21 protein-coding genes are annotated in these 22676 nt (G+C 62.0%); 8 read left to right on the forward strand and 13 right to left on the reverse strand.

Going from position 1 to position 22676, the window contains the following annotated elements; genetic code table 11:
• Positions 1-6: 6 nt before the first annotated feature.
• The gene (locus AC1RLZ_RS25325) at positions 7-1764 is read right to left on the reverse strand and encodes an acyl-CoA dehydrogenase family protein (protein WP_493190865.1); all 1758 of its coding nucleotides are present in this window, start codon (positions 1762-1764) and stop codon (positions 7-9) included.
• Positions 1765-1854: 90 nt separating this feature from the next.
• On the opposite strand from AC1RLZ_RS25325, the gene AC1RLZ_RS25330 reads away from it, so the two are divergent.
• Complete coding sequence (locus AC1RLZ_RS25330) at positions 1855-2556, forward strand: SDR family NAD(P)-dependent oxidoreductase (RefSeq protein ID WP_493190866.1); 702 nt, start codon at positions 1855-1857, stop codon at positions 2554-2556.
• Positions 2557-2578: 22 nt separating this feature from the next.
• Positions 2579-3412 (forward strand): enoyl-CoA hydratase, encoded by an 834-nt coding sequence (locus AC1RLZ_RS25335; protein ID WP_493190867.1) that lies wholly within the window; start codon positions 2579-2581, stop codon positions 3410-3412.
• Between the two features lie 241 nt (positions 3413-3653).
• Here the strand turns inward: AC1RLZ_RS25335 and AC1RLZ_RS25340 are convergent, their stop codons facing one another.
• Together AC1RLZ_RS25340 and AC1RLZ_RS25345 are read right to left on the reverse strand one after the other, a co-directional pair.
• Entirely contained in the window at positions 3654-4268 is a 615-nt protein-coding gene (locus AC1RLZ_RS25340) for a GNAT family N-acetyltransferase (RefSeq protein WP_493190868.1), read from the reverse strand.
• 30 nt (positions 4269-4298) lie between these two features.
• Complete coding sequence (locus AC1RLZ_RS25345; protein WP_371423358.1) at positions 4299-4502, reverse strand: DUF1127 domain-containing protein; 204 nt, start codon at positions 4500-4502, stop codon at positions 4299-4301.
• Positions 4503-4638: 136 nt separating this feature from the next.
• Here AC1RLZ_RS25345 and AC1RLZ_RS25350 point away from each other — a divergent pair, with 136 nt between their 5' ends.
• From AC1RLZ_RS25350 to AC1RLZ_RS25365, 4 genes are all read left to right on the forward strand, one after another.
• Positions 4639-5538, forward strand: coding sequence for a transcriptional regulator GcvA (locus AC1RLZ_RS25350; RefSeq protein ID WP_371423357.1), 900 nt, complete (start codon positions 4639-4641; stop codon positions 5536-5538).
• A 114-nt stretch (positions 5539-5652) separates the two neighbouring features.
• Complete coding sequence (locus tag AC1RLZ_RS25355) at positions 5653-6972, forward strand: MFS transporter (protein ID WP_493190869.1); 1320 nt, start codon at positions 5653-5655, stop codon at positions 6970-6972.
• Between the two features lie 95 nt (positions 6973-7067).
• Positions 7068-8024 carry an MBL fold metallo-hydrolase gene (locus AC1RLZ_RS25360; protein WP_493190870.1) on the forward strand — a complete coding sequence of 319 codons (957 nt, stop codon included), beginning with the start codon at positions 7068-7070 and terminating at the stop codon, positions 8022-8024.
• A complete protein-coding gene (locus AC1RLZ_RS25365; protein ID WP_493190871.1) occupies positions 8021-8503 on the forward strand; it encodes a CinA family protein in 483 nt (160 codons plus the stop codon). Before AC1RLZ_RS25360 ends, AC1RLZ_RS25365 begins: the two co-directional genes overlap by 4 nt.
• A 7-nt stretch (positions 8504-8510) precedes the next feature.
• Here the strand turns inward: AC1RLZ_RS25365 and AC1RLZ_RS25370 are convergent, their stop codons facing one another.
• The 7 genes from AC1RLZ_RS25370 to AC1RLZ_RS25400 all read right to left on the reverse strand — a co-directional run bounded on the left by AC1RLZ_RS25370 (position 8511) and on the right by AC1RLZ_RS25400 (position 15798).
• Positions 8511-9494: an ABC transporter ATP-binding protein gene (locus AC1RLZ_RS25370; protein WP_493190872.1), complete on the reverse strand. Its 984-nt coding sequence runs from the start codon at positions 9492-9494 to the stop codon at positions 8511-8513.
• Complete coding sequence (locus AC1RLZ_RS25375) at positions 9491-10906, reverse strand: amidase (RefSeq protein WP_493190873.1); 1416 nt, start codon at positions 10904-10906, stop codon at positions 9491-9493. The genes AC1RLZ_RS25370 and AC1RLZ_RS25375 overlap by 4 nt, the downstream gene beginning before the upstream one ends.
• Positions 10903-11100 carry a hypothetical protein gene (locus AC1RLZ_RS25380; RefSeq protein ID WP_493190874.1) on the reverse strand — a complete coding sequence of 66 codons (198 nt, stop codon included), beginning with the start codon at positions 11098-11100 and terminating at the stop codon, positions 10903-10905. Before AC1RLZ_RS25380 ends, AC1RLZ_RS25375 begins: the two co-directional genes overlap by 4 nt.
• Positions 11097-12161: an ABC transporter ATP-binding protein gene (locus tag AC1RLZ_RS25385; protein WP_493190875.1), complete on the reverse strand. Its 1065-nt coding sequence runs from the start codon at positions 12159-12161 to the stop codon at positions 11097-11099. The genes AC1RLZ_RS25380 and AC1RLZ_RS25385 overlap by 4 nt, the downstream gene beginning before the upstream one ends.
• Positions 12162-12165: 4 nt before the next feature.
• Positions 12166-13044, reverse strand: a complete 879-nt coding sequence (locus AC1RLZ_RS25390; RefSeq protein WP_493190901.1) for an ABC transporter permease — start codon at positions 13042-13044, stop codon at positions 12166-12168.
• 28 nt (positions 13045-13072) lie between these two features.
• Entirely contained in the window at positions 13073-14026 is a 954-nt protein-coding gene (locus AC1RLZ_RS25395; RefSeq protein WP_175365626.1) for an ABC transporter permease, read from the reverse strand.
• A gap of 104 nt (positions 14027-14130) precedes the next feature.
• Entirely contained in the window at positions 14131-15798 is a 1668-nt protein-coding gene (locus AC1RLZ_RS25400) for an ABC transporter substrate-binding protein (protein ID WP_493190876.1), read from the reverse strand.
• A 234-nt stretch (positions 15799-16032) separates the two neighbouring features.
• Between AC1RLZ_RS25400 and AC1RLZ_RS25405 the strand changes: the two genes are divergently transcribed.
• Together AC1RLZ_RS25405 and AC1RLZ_RS25410 are read left to right on the forward strand one after the other, a co-directional pair.
• A complete protein-coding gene (locus AC1RLZ_RS25405) occupies positions 16033-17631 on the forward strand; it encodes an ABC transporter substrate-binding protein (protein ID WP_493190877.1) in 1599 nt (532 codons plus the stop codon).
• 153 nt (positions 17632-17784) lie between these two features.
• Positions 17785-19476 (forward strand): alpha-amylase family protein, encoded by a 1692-nt coding sequence (locus AC1RLZ_RS25410; RefSeq protein ID WP_493190902.1) that lies wholly within the window; start codon positions 17785-17787, stop codon positions 19474-19476.
• A gap of 70 nt (positions 19477-19546) precedes the next feature.
• On the opposite strand, the gene AC1RLZ_RS25415 is transcribed toward AC1RLZ_RS25410, so the two are convergent.
• The 3 genes from AC1RLZ_RS25415 to rocF all read right to left on the reverse strand — a co-directional run bounded on the left by AC1RLZ_RS25415 (position 19547) and on the right by rocF (position 22594).
• The gene (locus tag AC1RLZ_RS25415; protein ID WP_493190878.1) at positions 19547-21133 is read right to left on the reverse strand and encodes an alpha-amylase family glycosyl hydrolase; all 1587 of its coding nucleotides are present in this window, start codon (positions 21131-21133) and stop codon (positions 19547-19549) included.
• Positions 21134-21220: 87 nt separating this feature from the next.
• On the reverse strand, positions 21221-21493 hold the full coding sequence (locus AC1RLZ_RS25420; RefSeq protein ID WP_371423346.1) for a hypothetical protein: 273 nt from the start codon (positions 21491-21493) through the stop codon (positions 21221-21223).
• 132 nt (positions 21494-21625) lie between these two features.
• On the reverse strand, positions 21626-22594 hold the full coding sequence (rocF, locus tag AC1RLZ_RS25425) for an arginase (RefSeq protein ID WP_493190879.1): 969 nt from the start codon (positions 22592-22594) through the stop codon (positions 21626-21628).
• Positions 22595-22676 lie beyond the last annotated feature (82 nt).

Consider the following 22676-nt stretch of genomic DNA (forward strand, 5'->3'; position numbering starts at 1 on the left):
ATCAGGTCAGGCCGTCACCAACCGGCCTGCCTCCGCCATGCTGACATCGCGATCACCCAGCAAATGCGCAACGATCGCCTTCTGGGTTTCGCTTTCGATCACTGCAAACGGATCAGGCGCCCTCAGGCGATGATCGATCACGAGGCGCGACAGCAGCAGGCGCCGCGCATCGCCGCGTCGTGCGTGAATGCGATGCGCTTCCCATGTCATCGCGATGGCGCTGGCCACATGATACAGCGAACTCGTTGCGCGGCGCGCATCACCTTCGTTGTCCGGGCGCGCCGCAACCTCGCGCGCGAAGCCGACGGCGCGGTCGGCGAGACCACGTAACCGGTCGCGCCATGCCTGCGGTACGCTTGGAGAGTCATCGAGCCGCGCATGCAGATCGGCCGCAAGCGCGGCTTCCGCGCCATGCCGCCCTACCGCACGCGTCAAGGCATCCAGCGCGACGATATTGCCGGTGCCTTCCCATATCGAGCCGAGATGCGCATCACGCAGCAGGCGTGCGGTAGCGAATTCCTCGATGTAGCCGACACCGCCACGCATCTCCATCGCGTCGCCGCAGACCTTGCGCGCGTCGCGGGTGGCACGGAACTTCAGCGTCGGCGTCAGGATCCGCAGCAGCGCTGCAGCGTCCTGGCTGCCGGCTTCGGCACGGTCCAGCGCATCCGCTGTGAGAAAGCTCATCGACAGCGCCTGCTCGGTCGCCACCATGATCTTCATCAACTGCCGCCGCGCCAGTGGCATGTCGATGATGCGCTGGCCGAACACGACACGGCCACGCGCGACTGCCATCGCATCGTGATAGGCCCGGCGCATCAGCGACGTCGATTTCACGCCATTCGACAGGCGCGACGAATTCACCATCTCGGCCATCTGCACGAAGCCGCGATCGAGCTTGCCCACCGAATACGCAATGGCGCCTTCGAGCTTGATCTCGCCTGACGCCATCGAACGGGTCCCGAGCTTGTCCTTCAACCGCACGATCCGGTAGTGATTGGGCGTGCCGTCATCGAGCATCCGCGGCATCAGGAACAGGCCGACGCCCTTGGTGCCGCCGACGGCGCCTTCCGGCCGCGCCAGCAGCATCACGACTTTCGCGTCGGCATTGGAGCAGAACCACTTTTCTCCATACAACCGCCAGTGATCGCCTTCCTGCACGGCTGATGTCGTCAGCTTGCCGACGTCGGAGCCGCCTTCCTTCTCGGTCATGAACTGGCCGCCCTGGGTCAGCTTGCTCATGTCGGTCTGCGTCAACCCGTCGAGATATTTCGCCTTCAGCGCATCATCGCCGTAATTCGACAGCAGTTTCGCAGCACCGTCGGTGACGTTGATCGGACAGCCCATGCCGAACTCGGCCTGATTGAACAGGAACGTGAAGGCGTGTTTGGCTGTTACCGGATAGGTCGATGGCCAGCCCATAATCCCCTTGCGATGCGACAAAGCGTGAATGCCGAACTCGCCGAAGGCTGCGTTCTCAAGTTCGCGATAGGCCGGGTGATATTCCACCCACTGCACGTCCTGGCCGAACTTGTCACGCTGATGCAGCACCGGCCCATGTTTGTCCGCCATCCGCCCGGCCTCATCGAGCGGGCCACCGACAAGACGGCCCAACCGATCAAGATGCGGTTCGATATAGTTGAACAGATCCTCCGGCAGATGAATGCGCAGCAGATCGGTCAGCGCCGGATCGGCGCGATAAAAGTTCATGCCGGACGTATCGGGCGCGATCAGATTGGCGGCAATCTGGGCATGGGCGTTCATGACGGCCTCTTGTGTTTGGCAGTTGCGTTTCCATCTTCATCATGCGCCCGCCGCGCTAACGAATAAAGTGCCCAGCCGGAGATTTGATCCATGGAAATTCCGCGTTACGAAACCGCTCTGATCGTCGGTGTCGGTGAAGGCATCAGCGCATCACTGGCGAGGCTATTGTCCAAGCAGGGCATCCGCGTCGCGCTCGCAGCGCGCAATCCCCGGAAGCTCGATGCACTGTGCCAGGAGACCGGCGCCAAGGCCTTTGCCTGCGATGCGACCCAGGCCGACGATGTCGCCAGATTGTTCGCGGACGTCGAACGCGACCTCGGCGCACCCGATATCGTCGTCTACAATGCCAGCCAGCGCGCCCGTGGGGCCTTTATCGAGCTTGCCCCTGCCGATGTCGCACAGGCGATCGCTGTCAGCGCCTTCGGTGGATTTCTGGTCGCGCAACAGGCATTGCAGCGCATGTTGCCCAACAGGCACGGCGCCATCCTGTTCACCGGCGCCTCCGCGAGCATCAAGGGCTTCGCGCAATCGGCCCCCTTCGCCATGGGCAAGTTCGCACTGCGCGGCATGGCGCAATCGCTGGCCCGCGAATTCGCGCCGCAGGGCATCCATGTCGCCCACTTTGTCATCGACGGCGGTATTCGCAGTTCGGTCCGCATCGAGCCAGCGGACAGGCCGGATTCGATGCTCGACCCCGATGCCATCGCCGCGAATTACTGGAACGTGCTACAGCAGCCCCGCAGTGCCTGGAGTTCGGAACTGGAAATCCGTCCATGGGTCGAGAAATTCTGACGCGAAGACAGGGGCGGGACATATGAGTGAAACTGTAGAGGCGATCGACACCGGCACGGATGAACTGCTGTGCGAGATCCGCGAGCGCGTTGCCGTCATCACGCTGAACCGACCGGACGCGCGCAATTCGCTGTCGGATCATCTCACGCCTGCATTGCGCACCATGATCCGCGTCTGCGGCGAGAATCCGAACGTGGGCGCGCTGCTGATCACCGGCGCTGGCACCGCCTTCTGCTCCGGCGGAGACGTGAAGGGCATGGGCGCCCATCGCAGGCAGGCCGTGCTGGAGATCTCGTTTGACGAGCGGGTCGCTGATCTGCAGGAGCGTCAGCGCCTGCTGACCGGCGCCCTCGTCGCCGTCCGCAAGCCGACCATTGCTGCGCTGCCTGGCCCCGCCGCCGGCGCCGGCCTTGCCATCGCCATGGCCTGCGATATTCGCATCGCCGCGCAATCGGCTTTCGTCTCGACAGGCTATCTGCGCGTCGGTCTCAGCGGCGATTACGGCATCGCCTGGCTGCTGACGCGTCTTGTGGGCACGGCCCGCGCACGCGAGCTGATGTTCACCGCCGAGAAGGTCGAAGCCAGCCGCGCCGAAGCCATCGGGTTGTTCAATCGCGTGGTGCCGGACGACAGGCTGCAGAACGAGGCTTTCGCACTGGCGCGAGGCATGGCGCAGGGGCCGACGCTGGCACTACGCTACATGAAGGACAATCTCGACGAAGCACTCGCCTTCGATTTTGCGACGGCGCGGGACCATGAAGCCGAGCGGCTGATCCGCACCACCATGACGGCCGATCATCGCGAGGCCGTGCAAGCCTTCATCGAGAAGCGCAAGCCGAACTTCAACGGCAACTGAGCCGCGGGACAGCGGCAAACCGGCAGGGCAAGCTACGATCGCCGCCATTCGCAGAACACTCCGCTACTATCGCAGCGGAGCTGCTGCTGAAGTGGTGCTGACACCAGACGATCTCAACTGCACCGCCATCGGTCATTTCGGCCTTTGCCACGCAAGACATGCTTCCGGCTTCTGGCTTGATACCCTGCTGTGGCTGCACGGCGGCATCAATCCTTGGACGAACCTTGGCCGAACAAGGTGATCAAAGGCGGATAGCACCAAGCTTGTCCATAGCCGCGAGCCGCCAGCTCGCGCAGGGAATATCCTTCGGCGCGACATTGATCTGCTTCTCGAACCGCACCTGCTTCCAGTCGCCCGGTGTCGGCGCGAATGTGAAGCCGGCCTTGCGGGCCAGTGCGAGCATTGCCTCATTGGAGCGTAATGTATCGCCGAAGAGACGTTCGGCCCCCAGCGCCGCAGCGCGACATTCCAGGTTGGAGAGGAGCGCCGCGCCGATACCCTGCCCTTGCATGGAGTCGGCAACGGACAGACCGAGCTCGAAACGGGATGTCGCCTCATCGAATGCATAGCGAGCTTCGCCGACAACCGTCTCCAAGCCGTTACGCGAGACCGTGGCGATCACCGAAAAACTATCGGCCTCGCCGACATGGACGAACTTGTCGAGCTGCGCCGCCGGCAATTCGCTGGCGGCGCCCATCAGGCGATTGTAGCGCGACCGCGTCGACAGGCTGCGGAAATAGGCCTGCAGCGCGTCCGCATCGCCAGGTTCAACAAACCGCACCGTCACGACAGCGCCGCTCCGTGACATCACCACATCGGAATACTGACCGAGGTCATCGAGGTTGAGATGTTGCATGACAGCTGCTCCCGAACGATTGGATCGTCCTTACGCCTGCCAGAATGGCTTGCTGGCTTCAGCCATGACGTCATTCACGGAGAAACCGGCATCGTGGATGTCGCGCTCGCTCCACTGCGCCAGTTCGCGTCGTTGCTGGGAGCGTTCGCGCCAGACGTGAAATGTCTCGGCGATCGTCGCCAGACTCAGTGAAGCATGATGATTTGTCATCGATTCATGGGTGCAACTAGACATTTTGCTCTCCTGAAGCTAAATTGATGAGGGAAATATCGGCTTCATTCTCACATTGCACAAACGACATTGTGCACCGCGTCACATGAGACAAACTCATGGATGGTAAGAGAGGTGAAACGCCAGGGGGAGAGCGCGGATGAGCACCCGGTTGCCGTCACTCAACGGACTGCGCGCCTTCGAAGCCGCCGCACGCCATCTGAGTTTCACCAATGCCGCGAGCGAATTGAACGTCACGCAAACGGCGATCAGCCATCAGATCAAGCGGCTGGAAGAAGAGCTTGGTCTCAAACTGTTCATTCGGCAAAACCGAGCTCTCGCACTCACCCCGCAAGGACTCGACTACCTGCCGGGCGTACGCGCGGCCTTCAACGATCTGCGTCTTGCCACAGACCGGCTCAAGCGTCGCGATAACGACCACGTGCTGACAGTAAGCACGCTCGCGTCGATGGCATCGAAGTGGCTCCTGCCGCGCATCTCGGCATTCCAGAAAGCCCATCCCGATATCGATGTGCGTATCACGACGTCGACCAGCATGGTCGATTTCAAGGGCGGCGATGTCGATGCTGCAATCCGCTATGGCCGCGGCCAATGGCCGGGCTTGCGCGCGGACTGGCTCACCGCCGATCATCTGTTTCCGGTGTGCAGCCCGGCGCTCCTGACCGGCAAAAAGGCGTTGCGACAGCCGCAGGACCTCGCGGGCTATACACTGCTGCATTCGAGCGGCGGCTATGACGATGACTGGCGGCTCTGGCTCACCGCCGCCGGATTGCCGGCCGATATTTCGAAGCAGCCGGGCCTGACCTTCGACATGATCTTCATGACGCTGCAGGCGGCGATCGATGGCCTCGGCGTCGCAATCGGCCGCTCCACCTACGTGGAGGGCGATCTCGCCAAGGGCCGGCTGGTGGTGCCGTTCGACATCAGTCTCCCCGCCGACGCCGGCTTCTATCTGGTGTCCCCCGAAGCCTCTTCCGACTCGCGCAAGCTGAAGGCCTTTCGCGACTGGCTGCTCTCTCAGGTTCCTCCAACGCGTTGATTTGCAGGGGGTCCGGGTTGGCGCGCCGCGTGCAGTGTGGCAGTTTGTCGCACAACGGCAACCAACTGCCCGACCGCGCGCCTTGCCGGTCGTCCGTGATCGGAAGAGAGACCAATGACGGCATCGAATACGACACTTGCCCAGCCAGCCGAGCTCAAATCGCGCCTCGGCGCCATCCTGCGCTCGACATCGGGCAATTTCCTCGAACAGTTCGACTTCTTCCTGTTCGGCTTCTATGCCACCGCGATCTCGAAGGCGTTCTTCCCGCCCGGCAACGACACCAATGCGCTGCTGCTGACCTTCACCACCTTCTGGCTCGGTGCGTTGATGCGCCCGCTCGGCGCGATCTTTCTCGGAGCCTATATCGACCGCATCGGTCGTCGCAAGGGCCTGATCGTAACGCTGGCCATCATGGCACTCGGCACCGTCTTTATCGCGGTGTGCCCGACCTATGCCAGCATAGGCATCGCTGCGCCGATCATCGTGCTGATCGGCCGTTTGTTGCAGGGCTTCTCCGCCGGTGTCGAACTCGGTGGCGTATCGGTCTATCTGTTCGAGATCTCGACGCCCGGCAATCGCGGGTTCTACACGTCCTTCCAGTCCGCCAGCCAGCAGGTTGCGATCTTCGTCGCCGCATTGCTCGGCTTTTTCCTGAGCGAGTTCATGCCCGCGGATCAGGTCGCGGCGTGGGGCTGGCGTATCCCGTTCTTCGTCGGCTGCCTGATCGTGCCTTTCATTTTCGTGCTGCGCCGTTCGCTTGAGGAAACGCCGGCCTTTCTGGCCATGAAGAAGCATCCGACTGCATCGGAGATTTTCGCGTCCGCCGCCGTGAACTGGAAGATCATTGTGCTCGGCATGTTCCTCGCCGCAATGACCACGGTGACCTTCTACTTCGTGACGGTTTACACGCCGACCTTCGGGAAGAATGTACTGAAGCTGACGACGCAAGACAGCCTGCTGGTGACGCTTGCCGTGGCCGTCACCAACTTCATCTGGAATCCGGTCGGCGGGGCACTGTCAGACCGCATCGGGCGCAAGCCCGTGCTGCTGGCGATCTCGGGCCTCGCGCTTGTAACGGCCTATCCGGCGTTGCTCTGGCTCACCGCGAGCCCGACATTCGGCAAGATGCTCGCCGTGGAAATGTTGTTCTCGTTCTATTTCGGCATGTACAGCGGAACGATGCTGGGCGCTCTGGTCGAGATCGTTCCGACGCATGTGCGCACGACCTGCTTCTCGCTGGCTTTCGCGCTGGCCGCAGCTTTGTTCGGCACTTTCACCCCGCTGGCCTCGACCTGGCTGATCGAACACACCACGGATCGTGCCTCCCCCGGCTTCTGGCTGATGTTCGCCGCAGCGAGCGGCTTCCTGGCGACGCTCGCGATCTATCGTGGCGGCGGCCAGACCGTGGAAGCACATGAGCCTGTTCCCGCCTGACGTTTCTCTGTCGGCGTTGCCGACATCACGTGTTCGCGAGCAGATTGCCATCCGAAACATGCTAGAAGTCTGGCCTGTTTCGGATGGAGCTTGCGATGAATCGGACGACACTGGCCGCGGTTATCACTCTTCTGACGCTGGCGCCTGCGCTCGCGCAGCAGGCCTCCACGCCGCCGGCGCCGCCACCGCCCGACTTCTCCAAGGTCGAGATCAAGACCACAGACCTCGGCGACGGCGTCTACATGCTCGAAGGCCAGGGCGGCAACATGACGCTCGCGACAGCCAAGTCCGGCGCCATTCTTGTCGACAGCCAGTTCGCGCCGCTGCATGACAAGATCAAGGCCGCCATCGCAGCGGTGACGCCGCAGCCGGTCAAGTATCTCGTCAACACGCATTTCCACGGCGACCACACCGGCGGCAACGAAGCCTTTGCCAACGAAGGCGCGACGATCGTCGCTCACATCAAGGTCAGGACAAAGCTCAAAAAAGGATCCGCTAATTTCCTGACCGGCACGCAGAATCCGCCTGCGCCGAAGGCGGCGCTGCCGACCAACACCTACACGCATCAGCTTAAACTCAGTCTGCCCGGCCGTATCGCCGAACTGCGGCACCCGGACAACGCGCACACCGATGGCGACACCTATGTCTACTTCAAGAGCGCCAATGTTATTGCGACCGGCGATACTTTCACCAATGGCCGTTATCCCAATATTGACACCCTCAACGGCGGCAATATCAAGGGCATGATCGCAGCGACCGACGCCTATCTGAAGCTGGCGAACGACAACACCAAAATCGTTCCCGGCCACGGTCCGCTCGCCGGCAAGGCGGCGCTGGTCGACTATCGCACCATGCTGGTGACCGCACGCGACCGCATGACCAGGCTGATCAAGGAGGGCAAGACCGAGGACGATGTGCTGGCGGCCAAGCCGTTCGCCGATCTCGATGCCAAGTGGGCGCCAAACGAGACGGCCAGCAAGAATTTCATTCGCGCGGTCTATGCATCACTGGCCAAGAAGCCGTGGATTAAACCTTGGGGCAAGAAGTCATGAAAGATCTCATCCCGCTTGCAGAGAAGATTGCGATCGAGCTGATCGCGCGGAAACAGACCATCGGCGTCGCCGAATCCTCCACCGGCGGCTTGATCTCCGCCGCTCTGCTCGCAGTGCCGGGCGCCTCCGCCTATTTCATCGGCGGCGGCGTGATCTATACGCGCGACGCACGGCGCGTATTGATGGATATTCCGAACGACGCCATGAAAGGCGTGCGCTCGGCATCCGAGCCTTACGCGCAGATGCTGGCGCAGCAGATCCGGGATCGGCTTGGCTGTGACTGGGGCCTGTCGGAGACCGGCGCGACCGGCCCCTCCGGCAATCGTTATGGCGACGCTGCCGGTCATAGCTGCATGTCTGTCGCCGGCCCGCGAAACGAGGTCATGACGCTTGAGACCGGCAGCAACGACCGATCCGGCAACATGCACGTATTCGCGCATACGGCGTTGACGTTCCTGCTGAAGAATTTGTCGGCGTAGGACGGCGTCAGGCCGGCACTGCCGCTGCCGCCTGCTCCGCCAGAATACATCGCACCACGCGATTGTCTGCGAGTTCAACATTCGGCGGCGGCGCCTCGACACAGCGCGGCTGGGCGAATTTGCAGCGCGGCGCGAAGGAGCAATTCACCGGTGGCTTGTCCAGCGACGGTGGCGTGCCGGGGATTGTCTCCAGCCGTTCCCCGCGTTTGGCGCCGTGTACGGTCGAAGCCAACAGGCCACGCGGATAGGGATGCACGGCCGAGCGCACGATCTGGCTCAGCGTGCCCTGCTCGACGATCTGGCCTGCATACATCACTGCGACGCGGTCGCAGATCTCGATGGCCACGCCGATATCATGCGTGACGAAGATGATCGACATGCCGAATTCGCGCTGCAGTTCGCGCAGCAAGAGCAGGATCTGGATCTGCACGGTGGCATCAAGTGCAGTGGTCGGCTCGTCCGCCAGCAGGATTTTCGGCTTGCACGCCAATGCCAGTGCGATCATCGCGCGCTGGCGCATGCCGCCGGACATTTCGTGCGGATAGGCATCAAGGCGACGCTTGGCGGAGGGAATGCGCACGACCTCAAGCATCTCGAGCGCGCGCTTCACGCCCTCGGCCTGGCTCTTGCCCTCGTGGCGCATCACGCTTTCCGCGATCTGCTGGCCGATCGTATAGACAGGGTCCAGCGCCAGCGCCGGCTCCTGGAAGATCATCGACACCGTCTGGCCGCGAAATGCCGAGAGCTCGTCATCGTCGAGCGCCAGCACGTCCTTGCCGAGCACGTTCACTGTGCCGGTGATCTGCGTGCGCTTCTTCGGCAGCAGCCGCATCAGCGCGCGCAAGGTGACGCTCTTGCCCGACCCGGACTCGCCGAGGAGACCGAGCACCTCGCCCTCCCCTAGTGTGAGGCTGAGATCGTTCACCGCATAGACGGTGCGTTCGCCGCCGAACCGGACGTTGAGATTGCGAACGTCGACAAGATTGCTCATGCCAACTCCGGGCACTGTTTGTGAAAGTCGGTTGCACGCTGGAATGCGGCACCGATGGTCAGCAGCGTCGCTTCATCGAACGGACGGCCGATCAGCTGCATGCCGACCGGTAGCTTCGACTTCGTGAAGCCCGCTGGAATCGAGAGACCGGGCAGACCGAGATAGTTGATCGGGCGTGTGAAGCGCGTCAGCCGCTGAATCATCGCTTCGGCGCCTGAACTGTTGCCGACATCGGTCTCGGCAATAGCCGGAGCCGCGCCGGGCGAAACCGGTGCGAGCACGGCATCCGTGCCGGTCACAGCGGCGAGATAGGCGGCGAGCGCCGGACCGCGCCAGCGCAGCGCCTCGATATAGGACACACCGGTGACGGCGAGACCGTTCTGCAGGCGCATCAGCACCTGCGCGCCGTAATCCTGCGGGCGCTCGATCATCCATCGCTTGTGCATCGCCGCGGCTTCCGTCGCGAGTACGAACTGGCAGGCCGCCGTGAGCTGCCCCTGATTGGGCAGGTCGACTTCGACAATCTTGATGCCTTCATTCTTCAGCGTTGCGATCGTGTTCTGCAGAATGGCAGCCGTATCCGCGTCGAGATCGTCGACATAGAAAGCCTTGGGAATGCCGACCGTCATGCCTTTGGCGGAAGCCCGCGTCGCCGCCATGTAGTCCGGCACAGGGCGCGTGCTGCAAGTCGGATCGAGCGGATCGGCACCGGCCATGAGGCCGGTCAGCAGCGCGCAATCCTCGACGGTGCGTGCCAGCGGGCCGACCGTATCGAGCGATTGCGACAGCGGCATCGCGCCGGCGCGGCTGACCAGACCCACCGTCGTCTTCAAACCGGAGACGCCGCAGAAATGCGCTGGCAGGCGGATCGAGCCGCCGGTGTCGGAACCCAGCGCCGCAAAAGTCAGGCGCGCCGCAACGGCCGAGCCCGACCCCGACGATGAGCCGCCGGTGACATGATCGACATGCCAGGGATTGTGCACGGCGCCGTAATGCACGTTGTGGCCGAGCGGACCATAGGCGAATTCGACCATCTGCAACGAACCGAGCCGCACCGTGCCAGCATCCTTCAGGCGCTGCAGCGACGTGGCCGTCGTGGTCGCAACCCAGTTGCGACGAATAAGGGAGCCGCATGTCACGACGTGTCCTTCGTCGTAATACATGTCCTTGTGCGCCAGCGGCACGCCATGCAGCACACCGCGGCTCTGTCCCTTGGCAAGCGCGGCATCGGCCGCGTCGGCCGCCGCCAGCGCCGCATCGGCCTCGATCGACATATAGGCGTTGAGACTGGGTTGCGATTTCACCGCCCGGTCGAGGCAGGACTGCGTCGCTTCGCGTGAGGAGATTTTCCTGGTCGCGATGGCGTCGGCGACTTCCGTCAGCGACAGCAATGCGGGTTCGGTAATGCTCATTTGGCAGCCTTCCTATTCTGAACGGCGAGGAAGGTCGCAGGCTCGAGATCGAACGGCAGCGTCCCCGCCACGGCCGCGAATCCCTCGAACGCCGGGCCCATCGAATTGGCGATGCGCTCGACAACTTCGTCGGATGCGGGAAGGCCGCTGACGTCGGTCAGCGCCTTGATCTGCTTGGCAGTCGGTTTGGTCATGTCAGTGCTCCTGCGGCAGGTGCCTTGCTGTGTCCCGAACCCGGGATCGCCATGTAACAGGCAGCCTGATGGCCAGTCACCGTGATTTCGGTCAGTTTCGGCGTCGCCTCGCCGCACATCGCTTCGGCAAACGGGCAGCGTGTATGGAAACGACAACCGGACGGCGGATCGATCGGATTCGGCGGATCGCCGGTGATCGGTGGCGTTTCCGTCCGTTTGTCGGGATCGGACGACGGCATCGCCGCGAGCAATGCACGCGTATAGGGATGCGCCGGCTTGTCCCAGACCTCGTCCACCGGGCCGAGTTCGACGACTTCGCCGAGATACATTACCAGCACGCGGTCGGAGATATAACGCACCACGTTGAGGTCATGGCTGATGAACAGATAGGTCAGGCCGAACTCGCGCTTGAGATCGACCAGCAGGTTGAGCACCTGCGCCTCGACCGACTTGTCGAGTGCCGAGACAGCCTCATCGAGAATGACGAGACGCGGCGACAACGCCAGCGCGCGCGCGATGTTGACGCGCTGACGCTGGCCGCCGGAGACTTCATGCGGATAGCGGTTGGCGAAGGTTTCCGGCCGCAGACCGACCTTGCCGAGCAGCTCGCGCGCCAGCGCGCGGGCCGCCTTGTCGGCCATGCCATGCACCTTCGGCCCGAACGCGATCGACTCCTCGATGGTCAGGCGCGGATTGAGCGAGGCATAGCTGTCCTGAAACACCATCTGCATGCCGCGGCGCAGCTCGCGCAACGAGAGTTCGCGCCCGACAGCGCGTCCGTCATAGATGATATCGCCGGAATTGCGCGGCATCAGATGCATCAGCAGCCGCGCCGTCGTCGACTTGCCGCATCCGGATTCGCCAACGATGCCAACGGTTTCGCCCTTGGCGATGGCGAACGACACATCGTCCACCGCGCGCACGGTCTTGCTCGGCGCGAACAATCCGCCGCGCACAGGGAAATGCTTGGTCAGGCTGACCACCTGCAACAGCGGCTGTGCAATACCGCCGATATCTTCCAGCGGCTCCAGCTTGTCGATTTCTTCTACAATATCACTCATGCCATCAGTTCCGGATATCCATGGCACTGCGCATGCCGTCGCTCAGCAGGTTGAAACAGATCGACACCGCGAAGATCATCGCACCGGGGAGTGCTGCCACCCATGGATTGACGTAGATCGCAGTGCGCAGCGTGTTCAGCATCAGGCCCCATTCCGGTTCCGGCGGCTTGGTGCCGAGGCCGAGGAAGGACAGGCCGGCAGCGAGGATCATCGACACCGAGATCAGGCCGGTGGCGTAAACGAAGATACTCCCCAGCACGTTGCCAAGCATGTGCACCCGCATGATGGTGAAGGCGTTCGCGCCGGAGGCACGCGCGGCTTCCACATAATCCATGTTTCGCACGCCCGTGGTGACGCTTTCGGCGACGCGGGTGATCTGCGGCACGAACACGATGGTCAGCGAGACGATGGAATTGACGATGCCGGCGCCAAGCGCACCGGAAATCGCGATCGCCAGCAGCACCGACGGGAACGCGTAGAACACGTCGACGGTGCGCATGATCGCGGTGTTGAGCTTGCCGCCGACATAACCGGCCACAACGCCAAGACCCGTCCCGATGAAGAAGGCCAGGATCACCGGCAGGATGCCGATCAGCAGCGACAGCCGGCCGCCATAGATCAACCTGGCCAGCATGTCGCGACCGAGCTCGTCTGTGCCGAGCGGATAGTTGGGAGTACCGATGAAACGCAGACGGCGGATCATCGAGCCCTGATACGGATCTGCGAGATGCAGATAGGGCGCAAAGATCGCCGACAGGAAGATCAGCAGCAGAATGAACGCGCAGGCCATGCTGACCTTGTCGCGCACGATGCGGCGGCCAACCGTGGCCCAATAGCCGCGGGCCTTGGTGGCGGGCGCCACCTGCAATGCGGTGTCTGTCATTGCGGTCATGAGAGGATATCCAGCATGGTCAGCTCCGCTTGATGCGCGGATCGATCGACGCCTGCGCGATATCGACCAGAAGATTGAGGAACACGAAGAACAGCGCCAGCACCAGGATCGTGCCCTGCAGCAGCGGCAGGTCGCGCTGGAAGATCGCGGAGTTCAGAAGAAGCCCCGAACCGGGCCAGGAGAAAACAGTCTCGATCAGGATTGAGCCACCAAGCATGTAGCCCAGCTGCAGACCCATCACGGCCAGTGCGGTCGGCGCAGCGTTCTTGATGACGTGACGGAACACCTTGGTTTCCTGCAGGCCCTTGGCGCGCAGTGCTTCGACGAAATCCTGCGACAGGATATCGCCGGTCAGCGCGCGCACCGTGCGCGTCACGATGCCCATCGGAATGACCGAGGTCGTGATCGCCGGCAGCACGAGATATTTGATGTGCTCCCAGTCCCAGGCCCATGAGCCCGAACCGCCTGGCCCGGCGCCGACCGCAGGCAGCCAGTTGAGCTGCACCGAAAAGATGATGACCAGCACCATGCCGAGCCAGTAATGCGGCACGGAGACGCCGGCGATGGCGATCGAGGTCGCGACCTTGTCGACCCAGGTGTCGCGGAAATAGCCGGCGATCAGCCCGAAGAACAAACCGAGCGTGAAGCCGATGGCGGCGGCCGCGATCGCCAGTGTCACAGTATTGCCGACGGCTTTCATCACCTCCGCCAGAACAGGACGTCCGGTGGCGATGGAGCTGCCGAGATCGCCATGCAGCGCGCGCCACAGCCAGAGGCCGAACTGGACCGGCAGCGGACGATCGAAGCCGTAGGCGACTCGCAGTTGCTGCGCCAGTTCCTGCGACGCGTCGGCGGGAAGAATGGCAACGAGAGGATCGCCAGGCGTAATGTGCACCAGCAGGAAACACACGAGCGCCACGCTGAGGACGATGGGAATGACGTAGACGACACGTCGCGCGATATAGACGAACACTGGTCACCTTTAGTTCTGAATTCAGAGAGCCGTCTCCACCGACCTGGTCCCTCTCCCGGCGAAGAGAGAGGGACCAAGGATCGGCTGGACGCGTGACCGAGCTCTTACGGCGTGATCGACACCGGTGAGAAGTCGACGAACCAGCTCTTCGGCTGCACGAAGCCCTTGATCTTCGGGCTCAGCGCGCGCGGACCGACGTCATGGGCCACGTAGAGGAACGCGGCGTCGTCGATCGACGCGGCGTTTAACTCGGCCAGAGCCTCGTCGCGCGCCGCGGGATCGAAGGTGGTACGGGCCTTGGTCACCAGTTCATCGAACTTCGGGTTGTTGATGAAGCCCCAGTTGTTCGAAACCGGCGGCGCCATCGACGACTGCAGGAAGCGAACCAGCGCGAAGAACGGGTCCATCGCCGCATAGGTGACATTGGTGGCGTTGGAGCCGTTCGCCGAGGGATCCTTGGCGCCGCGACGCCAGTTGGTGAACAGCGTGTTCCACTCGATGACATCGAGCTTGACGTCGAAGTAGCATTCCGCCAGCGCCTGCTGCAGATATTCGTTCATCGGCAGCGGCAGCATCTGGCCGGAGCCGGACGCCGAGGTCTGGGTCTTCACTTCGAGCTTCTTGGAGGGACCGAAGCCGGCTTCCTTCATCAGCGCCTGCGCGGCCTTCAGGTCGTATTTGATCTCGAAGGTCGGCTTGCCGCGCCAGGGATGGCCGGGCTCGAACGTGCCAGTTGCGGGCACCATCAGGCCGGCCAGCAGGCCGTCCTTCAGGCCCTCGCGATCGATGCAGAGATTGGCGGCCTTGCGGACACGGATGTCATTCCAAGGCGAGCCTTCGACGCGCGAGAACTGCCACGGCCAGACATGCGGTTGCTCGTTCTTCTCGATCTTGAAGCCCCGCGCGGTGATTTCCTTGACCGCGTCAGGCGCCGGCGCCTCGATCCAGTCAACCTGTCCGGACAGCAGCGCCGCGGTACGGGCATTGGCTTCCGGCATCGGCAGCAGCACCATCTTATCGGTCTTCGGAACGCGGTCCTTGTTCCAGTAGGCGTCGTTCTTCACCAATTCCAGACGCTCGCGTGGCGTGAACTTCGACATCTTCCACGGGCCGGTGCCGGAGGCCTCGCGGGCAAAGGCCGCCCAGGCCGCCTGCGACTTGGCCTTGGCATCGGCGCCTTCGGCCTTGTCGAACAGCGCCTGCCACTTGGTGGGGCTCGCCATATAGAGGTTGGTGAGATTGATCGGCAGGAAGGAGTCCGGCTCCTTCGTGGTCAGTTCGACGGTCATGTCGTCGATCTTCTTCGCGGACACCAAAGTCGGCATGCGCGAGGCGGTCACTCCAACCTGGCTGGCGTCGAACTGGACTGCATCTTGTTTGAGCACCTTGTCCACATTCCAGACCACGGCGTCGGCGTTGAAGGCCGAACCGTCGTGGAACACGACGCCGGGACGCAGTTTGAAGGTCCACTTCTTCTTGTCCGCATTGTCCACCTTCCATTCGGTGGCGAGCGCAGGAATGACAACGCTCGCCTTGGTCGCTGACGAGAGATCCCAGCCGGTCAGGCCGTCATACATCGTGTTCCCGGTGAAACGATTGCCTTCAAAACCCTGATCGGGCTGGCCGAGCGTGCGCGGAATATCTGCAGCGGTCATGCCGATGCGCAGCACCGTCTCGGCGCGCGCCACCTGTGGCAAGGTCAGGGCCGTGGCGAGCGTCAGCATCGTGATAGCTGTCGCAAGACGGCTCTTTGTCGGCTTTTCGATACGCATCGTAATCAGTCCCTCTTGGCTTTGGATGACACGTTGGCTTCCGCCAGTGTTGGCTTGTTCTAAACTGGCTAATTCTTATGCAACGCTTGTGCCAAGGCCCGCAACCTTGCACCGCAATGACTCAAACTGCGGCACTGCAGCACACCGGCACACACGAACCGTTCCGGATGCTCAATCTGGCATCAGGATTGCAGGTATGTGGCAGACAATATCCCACCATACGGAGTCCGGTTTATGCGCGTTCGAAGCTCGTTGTTTGTTGCGGCCATCGCCGCCGTCATGGGTGCAGCTGCGCCGGCGCAAGCCGAAACGGTCGTGCGCTATGGCATCTCGATGGCGGACGTGCCGCTGACCACCGGTCAGCCCGATCGCGGCGCTGGCGGCTACCAGTTCACCGGCTACACGATCTACGATCCGCTGGTTGCGTGGGAGATGGATGTCGCCGATCGTCCGGGCAAACTCGTTCCCGGCCTCGCCACCGAATGGAAGGTGGACGACACCGACAAGACCAAGTGGCGTTTTACGCTACGCAAGGGCGTCAAGTTTCATGACGGAAGCGACTTCAACGCCGATGCGGTGATCTGGAATCTCGACAAGGTGCTGAACGAGAAGGCGCCGCAGTTCGACAAGCGCCAGAGCGCACAGGTGAAGACTCGCCTGCCTTCGGTCGCCAGCTACGCGAAGATCGACGACGGCACCGTCGAGATCACCACCAAGAGCGTCGACTCCTTCTTCCCCTATCAGATGCTCTGGTTCCTGGTCTCGAGCCCGGCGCAATATGAGAAGGTCGGCAAGGACTGGGACAAGTTCGCATCGCAGCCCTCGGGCACCGGTCCGTTCAAGCTGACCAAGCTGGTGCCGCGCGAACTCGCCGAGCTCAGCAAGAACCCCAACTACTGGGACAAGAAGCGCATTCCAAAGGCCGACAAGCTCGTGCTCGTCCCCATGCCGGAAGCGCTGACCCGCACCAACGCCCTGCTCGCCGGTCAGGTCGATCTGATCGAAACGCCCGCTCCCGACGCTGTACCGCAGCTCAAGGGTGCCGGCATGAAGATCGTCGACAACGTGACGCCGCATGTCTGGAATTATCACCTCAGCGTGCTGCCAGGCTCGCCCTGGACCGACGTTCGCCTGCGCAAGGCACTCAATCTCGCGATCGATCGCGATGCGGTCGTGGCCCTCATGAACGGCCTCGCCAAACCCGCGATCGGTCAGGTCGACCCATCGAGCCCGTGGTTCGGCAAGCCGAACTTCAAGATCAAGTACGATCTTGCCGAGGCCAAGAGACTGGTGAAGGAAGCCGGCTATGGTCCGGAGAAGCCGCTGAAGGCGACCTTTATCATCGCCAATGGTGGCACCGGCCAGATGTTGTCGCTGCCGATCAACGAATTCCTGCAGCAGAGCTTCAAGGAAATCGGCGTCGAGGTCGAATTCAAGGTCGTCGAGCTTGAGGTTCTCTACACCGCGTGGCGCAAGGGCGCGGCCGACGACAGCATGAAGGGCATCACCGCGAACAATATCGCTTATGTCACCTCAGATCCTCTGTATGCCATCGTGCGCTTCTTCCATTCCGGCCAGATTGCACCCGTCGGTGTGAACTGGGGCGGCTACAAGAATCCGAAGGTCGATGCGCTGATCGACGAAGCCAAGAACACCTTCGATCCGAAGAAGCAGGATGAATTGCTCGCTGACGCCCATGCGCTGATCGTCGACGATGCCGTGCTGGTCTGGGTCGTCCACGACACCAACCCGCATGCGCTGTCGCCGAAAGTGAAGAAGTTCGTGCAGGCCCAGCACTGGTTCCAGGACCTGACCACGATCGGTCTGGACTGAGCTTCGGCACACCAGCCGATCGCATTATCAATACGCCGTCGGGCAACCGGCGGCGTTTTTGTTTGCAGTAAGAACGATGGACTCCGCTGGCGAAAACGGAACCCTAGCTTGCGCCACGACTTGAACCGCACCGTCCTGCATACCGGTGCCATCATGATCGACGACCTCTGGTACAAAAACGCCGTTTTCTACTGCCTGTCCGTCGGCAGTTTTATGGATGCCGACGGTGACGGCTGCGGCGATTTCAAGGGCCTCACGCGGCGGCTCGATTACATTCATGGCCTCGGCATTACCGCGATCTGGCTGATGCCGTTCCAACCGTCGCCCGGCAAGGACGACGGCTACGACATCTCAGACTATTACGGCGTTGATCCGCGCTACGGCACGCTCGGCGACTTTGTCGAATTCACCCATGGCTGCCACCAGCGGGGCATCCGCGTCATCATCGATCTCGTGGTCAACCACACCTCGGACCAGCATGCCTGGTTCAAGGACGCGCGCAGCGCCAGGGATTCGAAGTATCGCGACTGGTATGTCTGGTCGGACAAGAAGCCAGCCAATGCCAACAAGGGCATGGTATTTCCCGGCGTGCAGAAATCGACCTGGACCCACGACACCACGTCGAAGTCCTGGTTCTTCCATCGCTTCTACGATTTCCAGCCCGACCTCAACACGTCAAATCCCTATGTGCAGGCTGAGATCCTGAAGATCATGGGCTTCTGGCTGCAGCTCGGCGTCTCCGGCTTCCGCATGGACGCCGTGCCCTTCGTGATCGCCACTAAGGGACCGAAGGTCAATAAGCCGACCGAACAATACGACATGCTGCGCGCCTTCCGCGAATTCCTGCAATGGCGCAAGGGTGATGCAATCATTCTCGCCGAAGCCAATGTGCTGCCGGAAACCGACATGGAATATTTCGGCGACGATGGCGACCGCATGCAGATGATATTCAACTTCCACGTCAACCAGAACCTTTTCTATGCGCTGGCCTCCGGCGATGTACGCCCACTGGCGGCAGCCATGAAGGTGACCAAGCCGCGCCCGGCGACGGCGCAATGGGGCCTGTTTCTGCGCAATCATGACGAGCTCGATCTTGGACGACTGACTGAAAAGCAACGCCAGACGGTTTTTTCCAAATTCGGGCCGGACAAGGACATGCAGCTCTACGACCGCGGCATCCGCCGTCGGCTGGCGCCTATGCTGGGCGGCGACCGCCGTCGGCTCGAACTCGCTTATAGCTTGATGTACACACTGCCCGGCACACCGGTGCTGCGCTATGGCGACGAAATTGCCATGGGCGACGACTTATCCCTACCGGAACGCAATTGCGCACGAACGCCGATGCAATGGTCGACCGAGCCGCATGCCGGCTTCACCAAGAGTGACCGGTCGAAAAACCCGGTGATCGACAAAGGCCCTTATGGCTACGACCACGTGAATGTCGCCAAACAACGCCGCGATCCCAATTCGATGCTGAACTGGACCGAGCGCATGATCCGCATGCGCAAGGAAGTGCCGGAGATCGGCTGGGGTGACTTTGCCATCATCGCCACGCGCAATCCAGCCGTGCTCGCGATCCGCTATGACTGGCGCAACAACTCGGTCTTGTTCGTGCATAATCTCGACGAGAAACCCTGCGAAGTTACCTTTGCCGTCGGGATAGACGGCCAGCAGGGCGAGCACCTGATCAACCTTCTGGCTGAAGACCACAGCCACGCCGACACCAAGGGCAAGCATCATCTGATGCTGGAGGCCTATGCCTATCGCTGGTATCGCGTCGGTGGTCTGGATTATCTGCTGCGCAGAAGCGACATCGATGGCGAGACGGATGCGCATCTGGGATAATCGCACCAGCCCCTCCGCGTCATTGCGAGCGCAAGCGAGACGATCCAGGAAGATGGCTGATGGACATGAGCTATCGTAACCTTACAATAACGCCCTCATTGCCGCGCAACTCCAACTGGCCCGACACGTTCTCGCCCTTACGCCCCAGCGCCGTCGCCAGCAAAATCTCGCCGCCCTCCACATGCAATGCGACAGGCTCGCCGCTCAAATTGAGGGCAATCAGGAGCGCCTGTCCGTCATAGACGCGCCGATAGGCAAGCAGATCGCTGGGGGTCTGCACCGGCTCATAATTGCCGAACACCAGTTCGGGCGTCCGTTTGCGCAGATCGATCAGCTTCACATAGAGGCTCAGGATCGAATGGGGATCGGCCGCGAGCGCAGCAGCATTCTGATGGTGATAGTCCATGTCCAGCGGCAGCCAGGGCTCGGCCGTCGTGAAACCCGCGTGCTCCGTGGCAGCCCATTGCATCGGCGTGCGGCATCCGTCGCGGCCGACACCGATGCCGGGAACGTTCTTTTCGAACGGGTCCTGCACCTGATCCGGCGCGATAGGCACCTGTTTCATGCCGATCTCGTCACCGTAATACAGCGTCGGCGTCCCGCGCAGCGTCAGCAGCAACATCGCGGCGACACGGGCCTGGGCTGGGCCGACCCGGCTGGCAACGCGCGGCCGGTCGTGATTACCGAGTACCCAGTTCGGCCAGGCACCGAACGGCAGCGCCGCTTCATAGCGCGCGATCAGATCGCCGATGGCAAAGGCATTCCAGGGCGCCGAGAGCAGCGCGAAGTTAAAGGGCAAATGTGCACCGGAGAGGTCCTTGCCGTAATAGGAAACCAGCCGATCGATCGGGAGATAAACCTCCCCGATCAGTACGCGATCGTCGAACTCATCGATGACGCGGCGCATTTCTGTGACCACGTCCAGGGTCTCCGGACGATCGGTAGAGTACAATTGCAGGAAGGCTTCGTGCGGCGGCCGGCCCGCCGTGAAATTCGGATTGACGGGATTATCGCGAAATTCGGAATCCTTGATCAGATGCCAGATCACATCGACGCGGAAGCCATCGACGCCGCGCCGCATCCAGAATCGCATCACCTCATAGATGGCGTCACGGACGGCCGGATTGCGCCAGTTCAGGTCAGGCTGTTTATCGAGAAAGGCATGGTAGTAATATTGCCCTGTGGCCTCATCATATTCCCACGAACTCCCGCCAAACTCCGACATCCAATTCGTCGGCGCGCTGCCGTCCGGCTTCGGATCGTGCCAGATATACCAATCGCGTTTGGGATTGTCGCGCGACGATCGGCTCTCGATAAACCACGGATGCAGATCCGACGTGTGGTTCGGCACCAGATCGAGAATGATCTTCAGCCCATGGCCGTGAGCGGCCGCCACAAGTGCGTCGAAATCGGCCATTGTCCCGAAGATCGGATCGACGCCGGTATAGTCCGAGATATCATAGCCGAAGTCTGCCATCGGAGATGGGAAGATCGGCGACAGCCAGATGGCGTCGACGCCGAGCTGCCGCAAATAGGGAAGCCGACTGACGACCCCCGCGAGATCGCCGATACCATCGCCGTTGGAATCCTGAAACGAGCGTGGATAGATCTGGTAGATGGTGCCGGCCTGCCACCAGACTGTCGCTGCAATTGCCATGGTCCTGTCACTCAATGTTCTGAGGCTGCCATCACGCACGAAAAAACGGCCCTTCCGAGGAAGGGCCGCCTTTCGGTCGACGTAGTATTAGTAGCGTTCGATGACAGTACGACGTTCGACACCGCCATCGTAATAGCCACGATCGCGATCGCGGCTGCGCTTGATGATCACGGTCTCGTTGCGGTCGCGGCGATCGCGATAATAACCACGGTCATAATCGTCGCGATAGCGGTCGCGCCCGACGGCACCGACCGTAACGCCGCCCGGACCGACGCCGACGCCGATCTCCTGGGCCTTGGCTGGAATTGCGCTGCTGATGCCCGCCGCAGCAACGGCAATGATGGCGAGATGCTTAATCATGGCGTGCTCCTCCGTGTGTGAACGATGGAGTAGAAATCCCGCGCTGCAGGGTTAGTTCCGTGAAGATAGCAAAACGATCATGCGTAACGCGCGCAAAGACCGGGAACCAATCGAGGTTTTGCCGACCGTGAGCTAGCCGGGCGGTATAATTGCGTTGCTGGGCGTCGGCCGGTCGGTGATCTGCTGACCGAACAGGCTGCCGACCAGTTCGACCATCATCCGTGCCGTTCGCCCGCGCTCGTCCAGAAACGGATTGAGCTCGACGACATCCAGCGAGCACATCAGGCCTGAGTCGTGCAGCAGCTCCATGATCAGATGCGCTTCGCGATAGGTCGCGCCCCCCGGAACCATGGTGCCAACGCCGGGCGCTGCCGCAGGATCGAGGAAGTCCACATCGAAGGACACATGCAACACGCCGTTGCGCGCCTTGACCCGCTCGATGACACGGCGGATCAAAACACCTACACCGAATTCGTCGATCTGCCGCATGTCTGCAATGGCTACCTTGCGGGCGTGCACCAGCTCTTTCTCGAGCTTGTCGATGGAGCGGATGCCGAACAGATCGAGATTGTCAGGTTTGATCGAGGCGCGAGGCTCCGCACCGAGCAGTCCGTCGAGACCGGACTCGCCACACAGAAAGGCTGCGGACATGCCATGCATGTTGCCCGTGATGGTCGTGTGCGGCGTGTTGTAGTCGGCATGCGCATCGAGCCACAGCACGAACAATTCGCGCCCCTGCTCGTGCCAGTGGCGCGCCACGCCATTGACCGACCCCATCGACAGGCTGTGGTCGCCGCCCATGAAGATCGGCAGCGCCCCTGATCGTGCCAGCATGTAGGCCCGGGCACTCAGCGCCTGGATCCAGTTCTGGATCACGCGGTAATGCCTGGCGTTCTCCGGCGGTGTATCGGTCGATCGAGGCACAGGCGGCGGCGTGAGGTCGCCGTGGTCTTCCACCGCGAAACCAAGCTCTTCCAGCAACGGGCCGAGCCCCGCGGTGCGCATCGCTGCCGGTCCCATCAAGGTCCCGCGCTGTGAGGCGCCGACTTCGACCGGCGCACCCAGCAATGCGATGCGTTTGTGATGGGAGACGTCGGTCATAAGCAGAACTCCGGGCTAGAGACCCTCGCAGGCCAAGATATATTCCGAAATGGCCTGATTGCATTGCAACGGAAATGCGGCA

The organism is Tardiphaga sp. GW822-FHT04G09 (assembly GCF_058800725.1).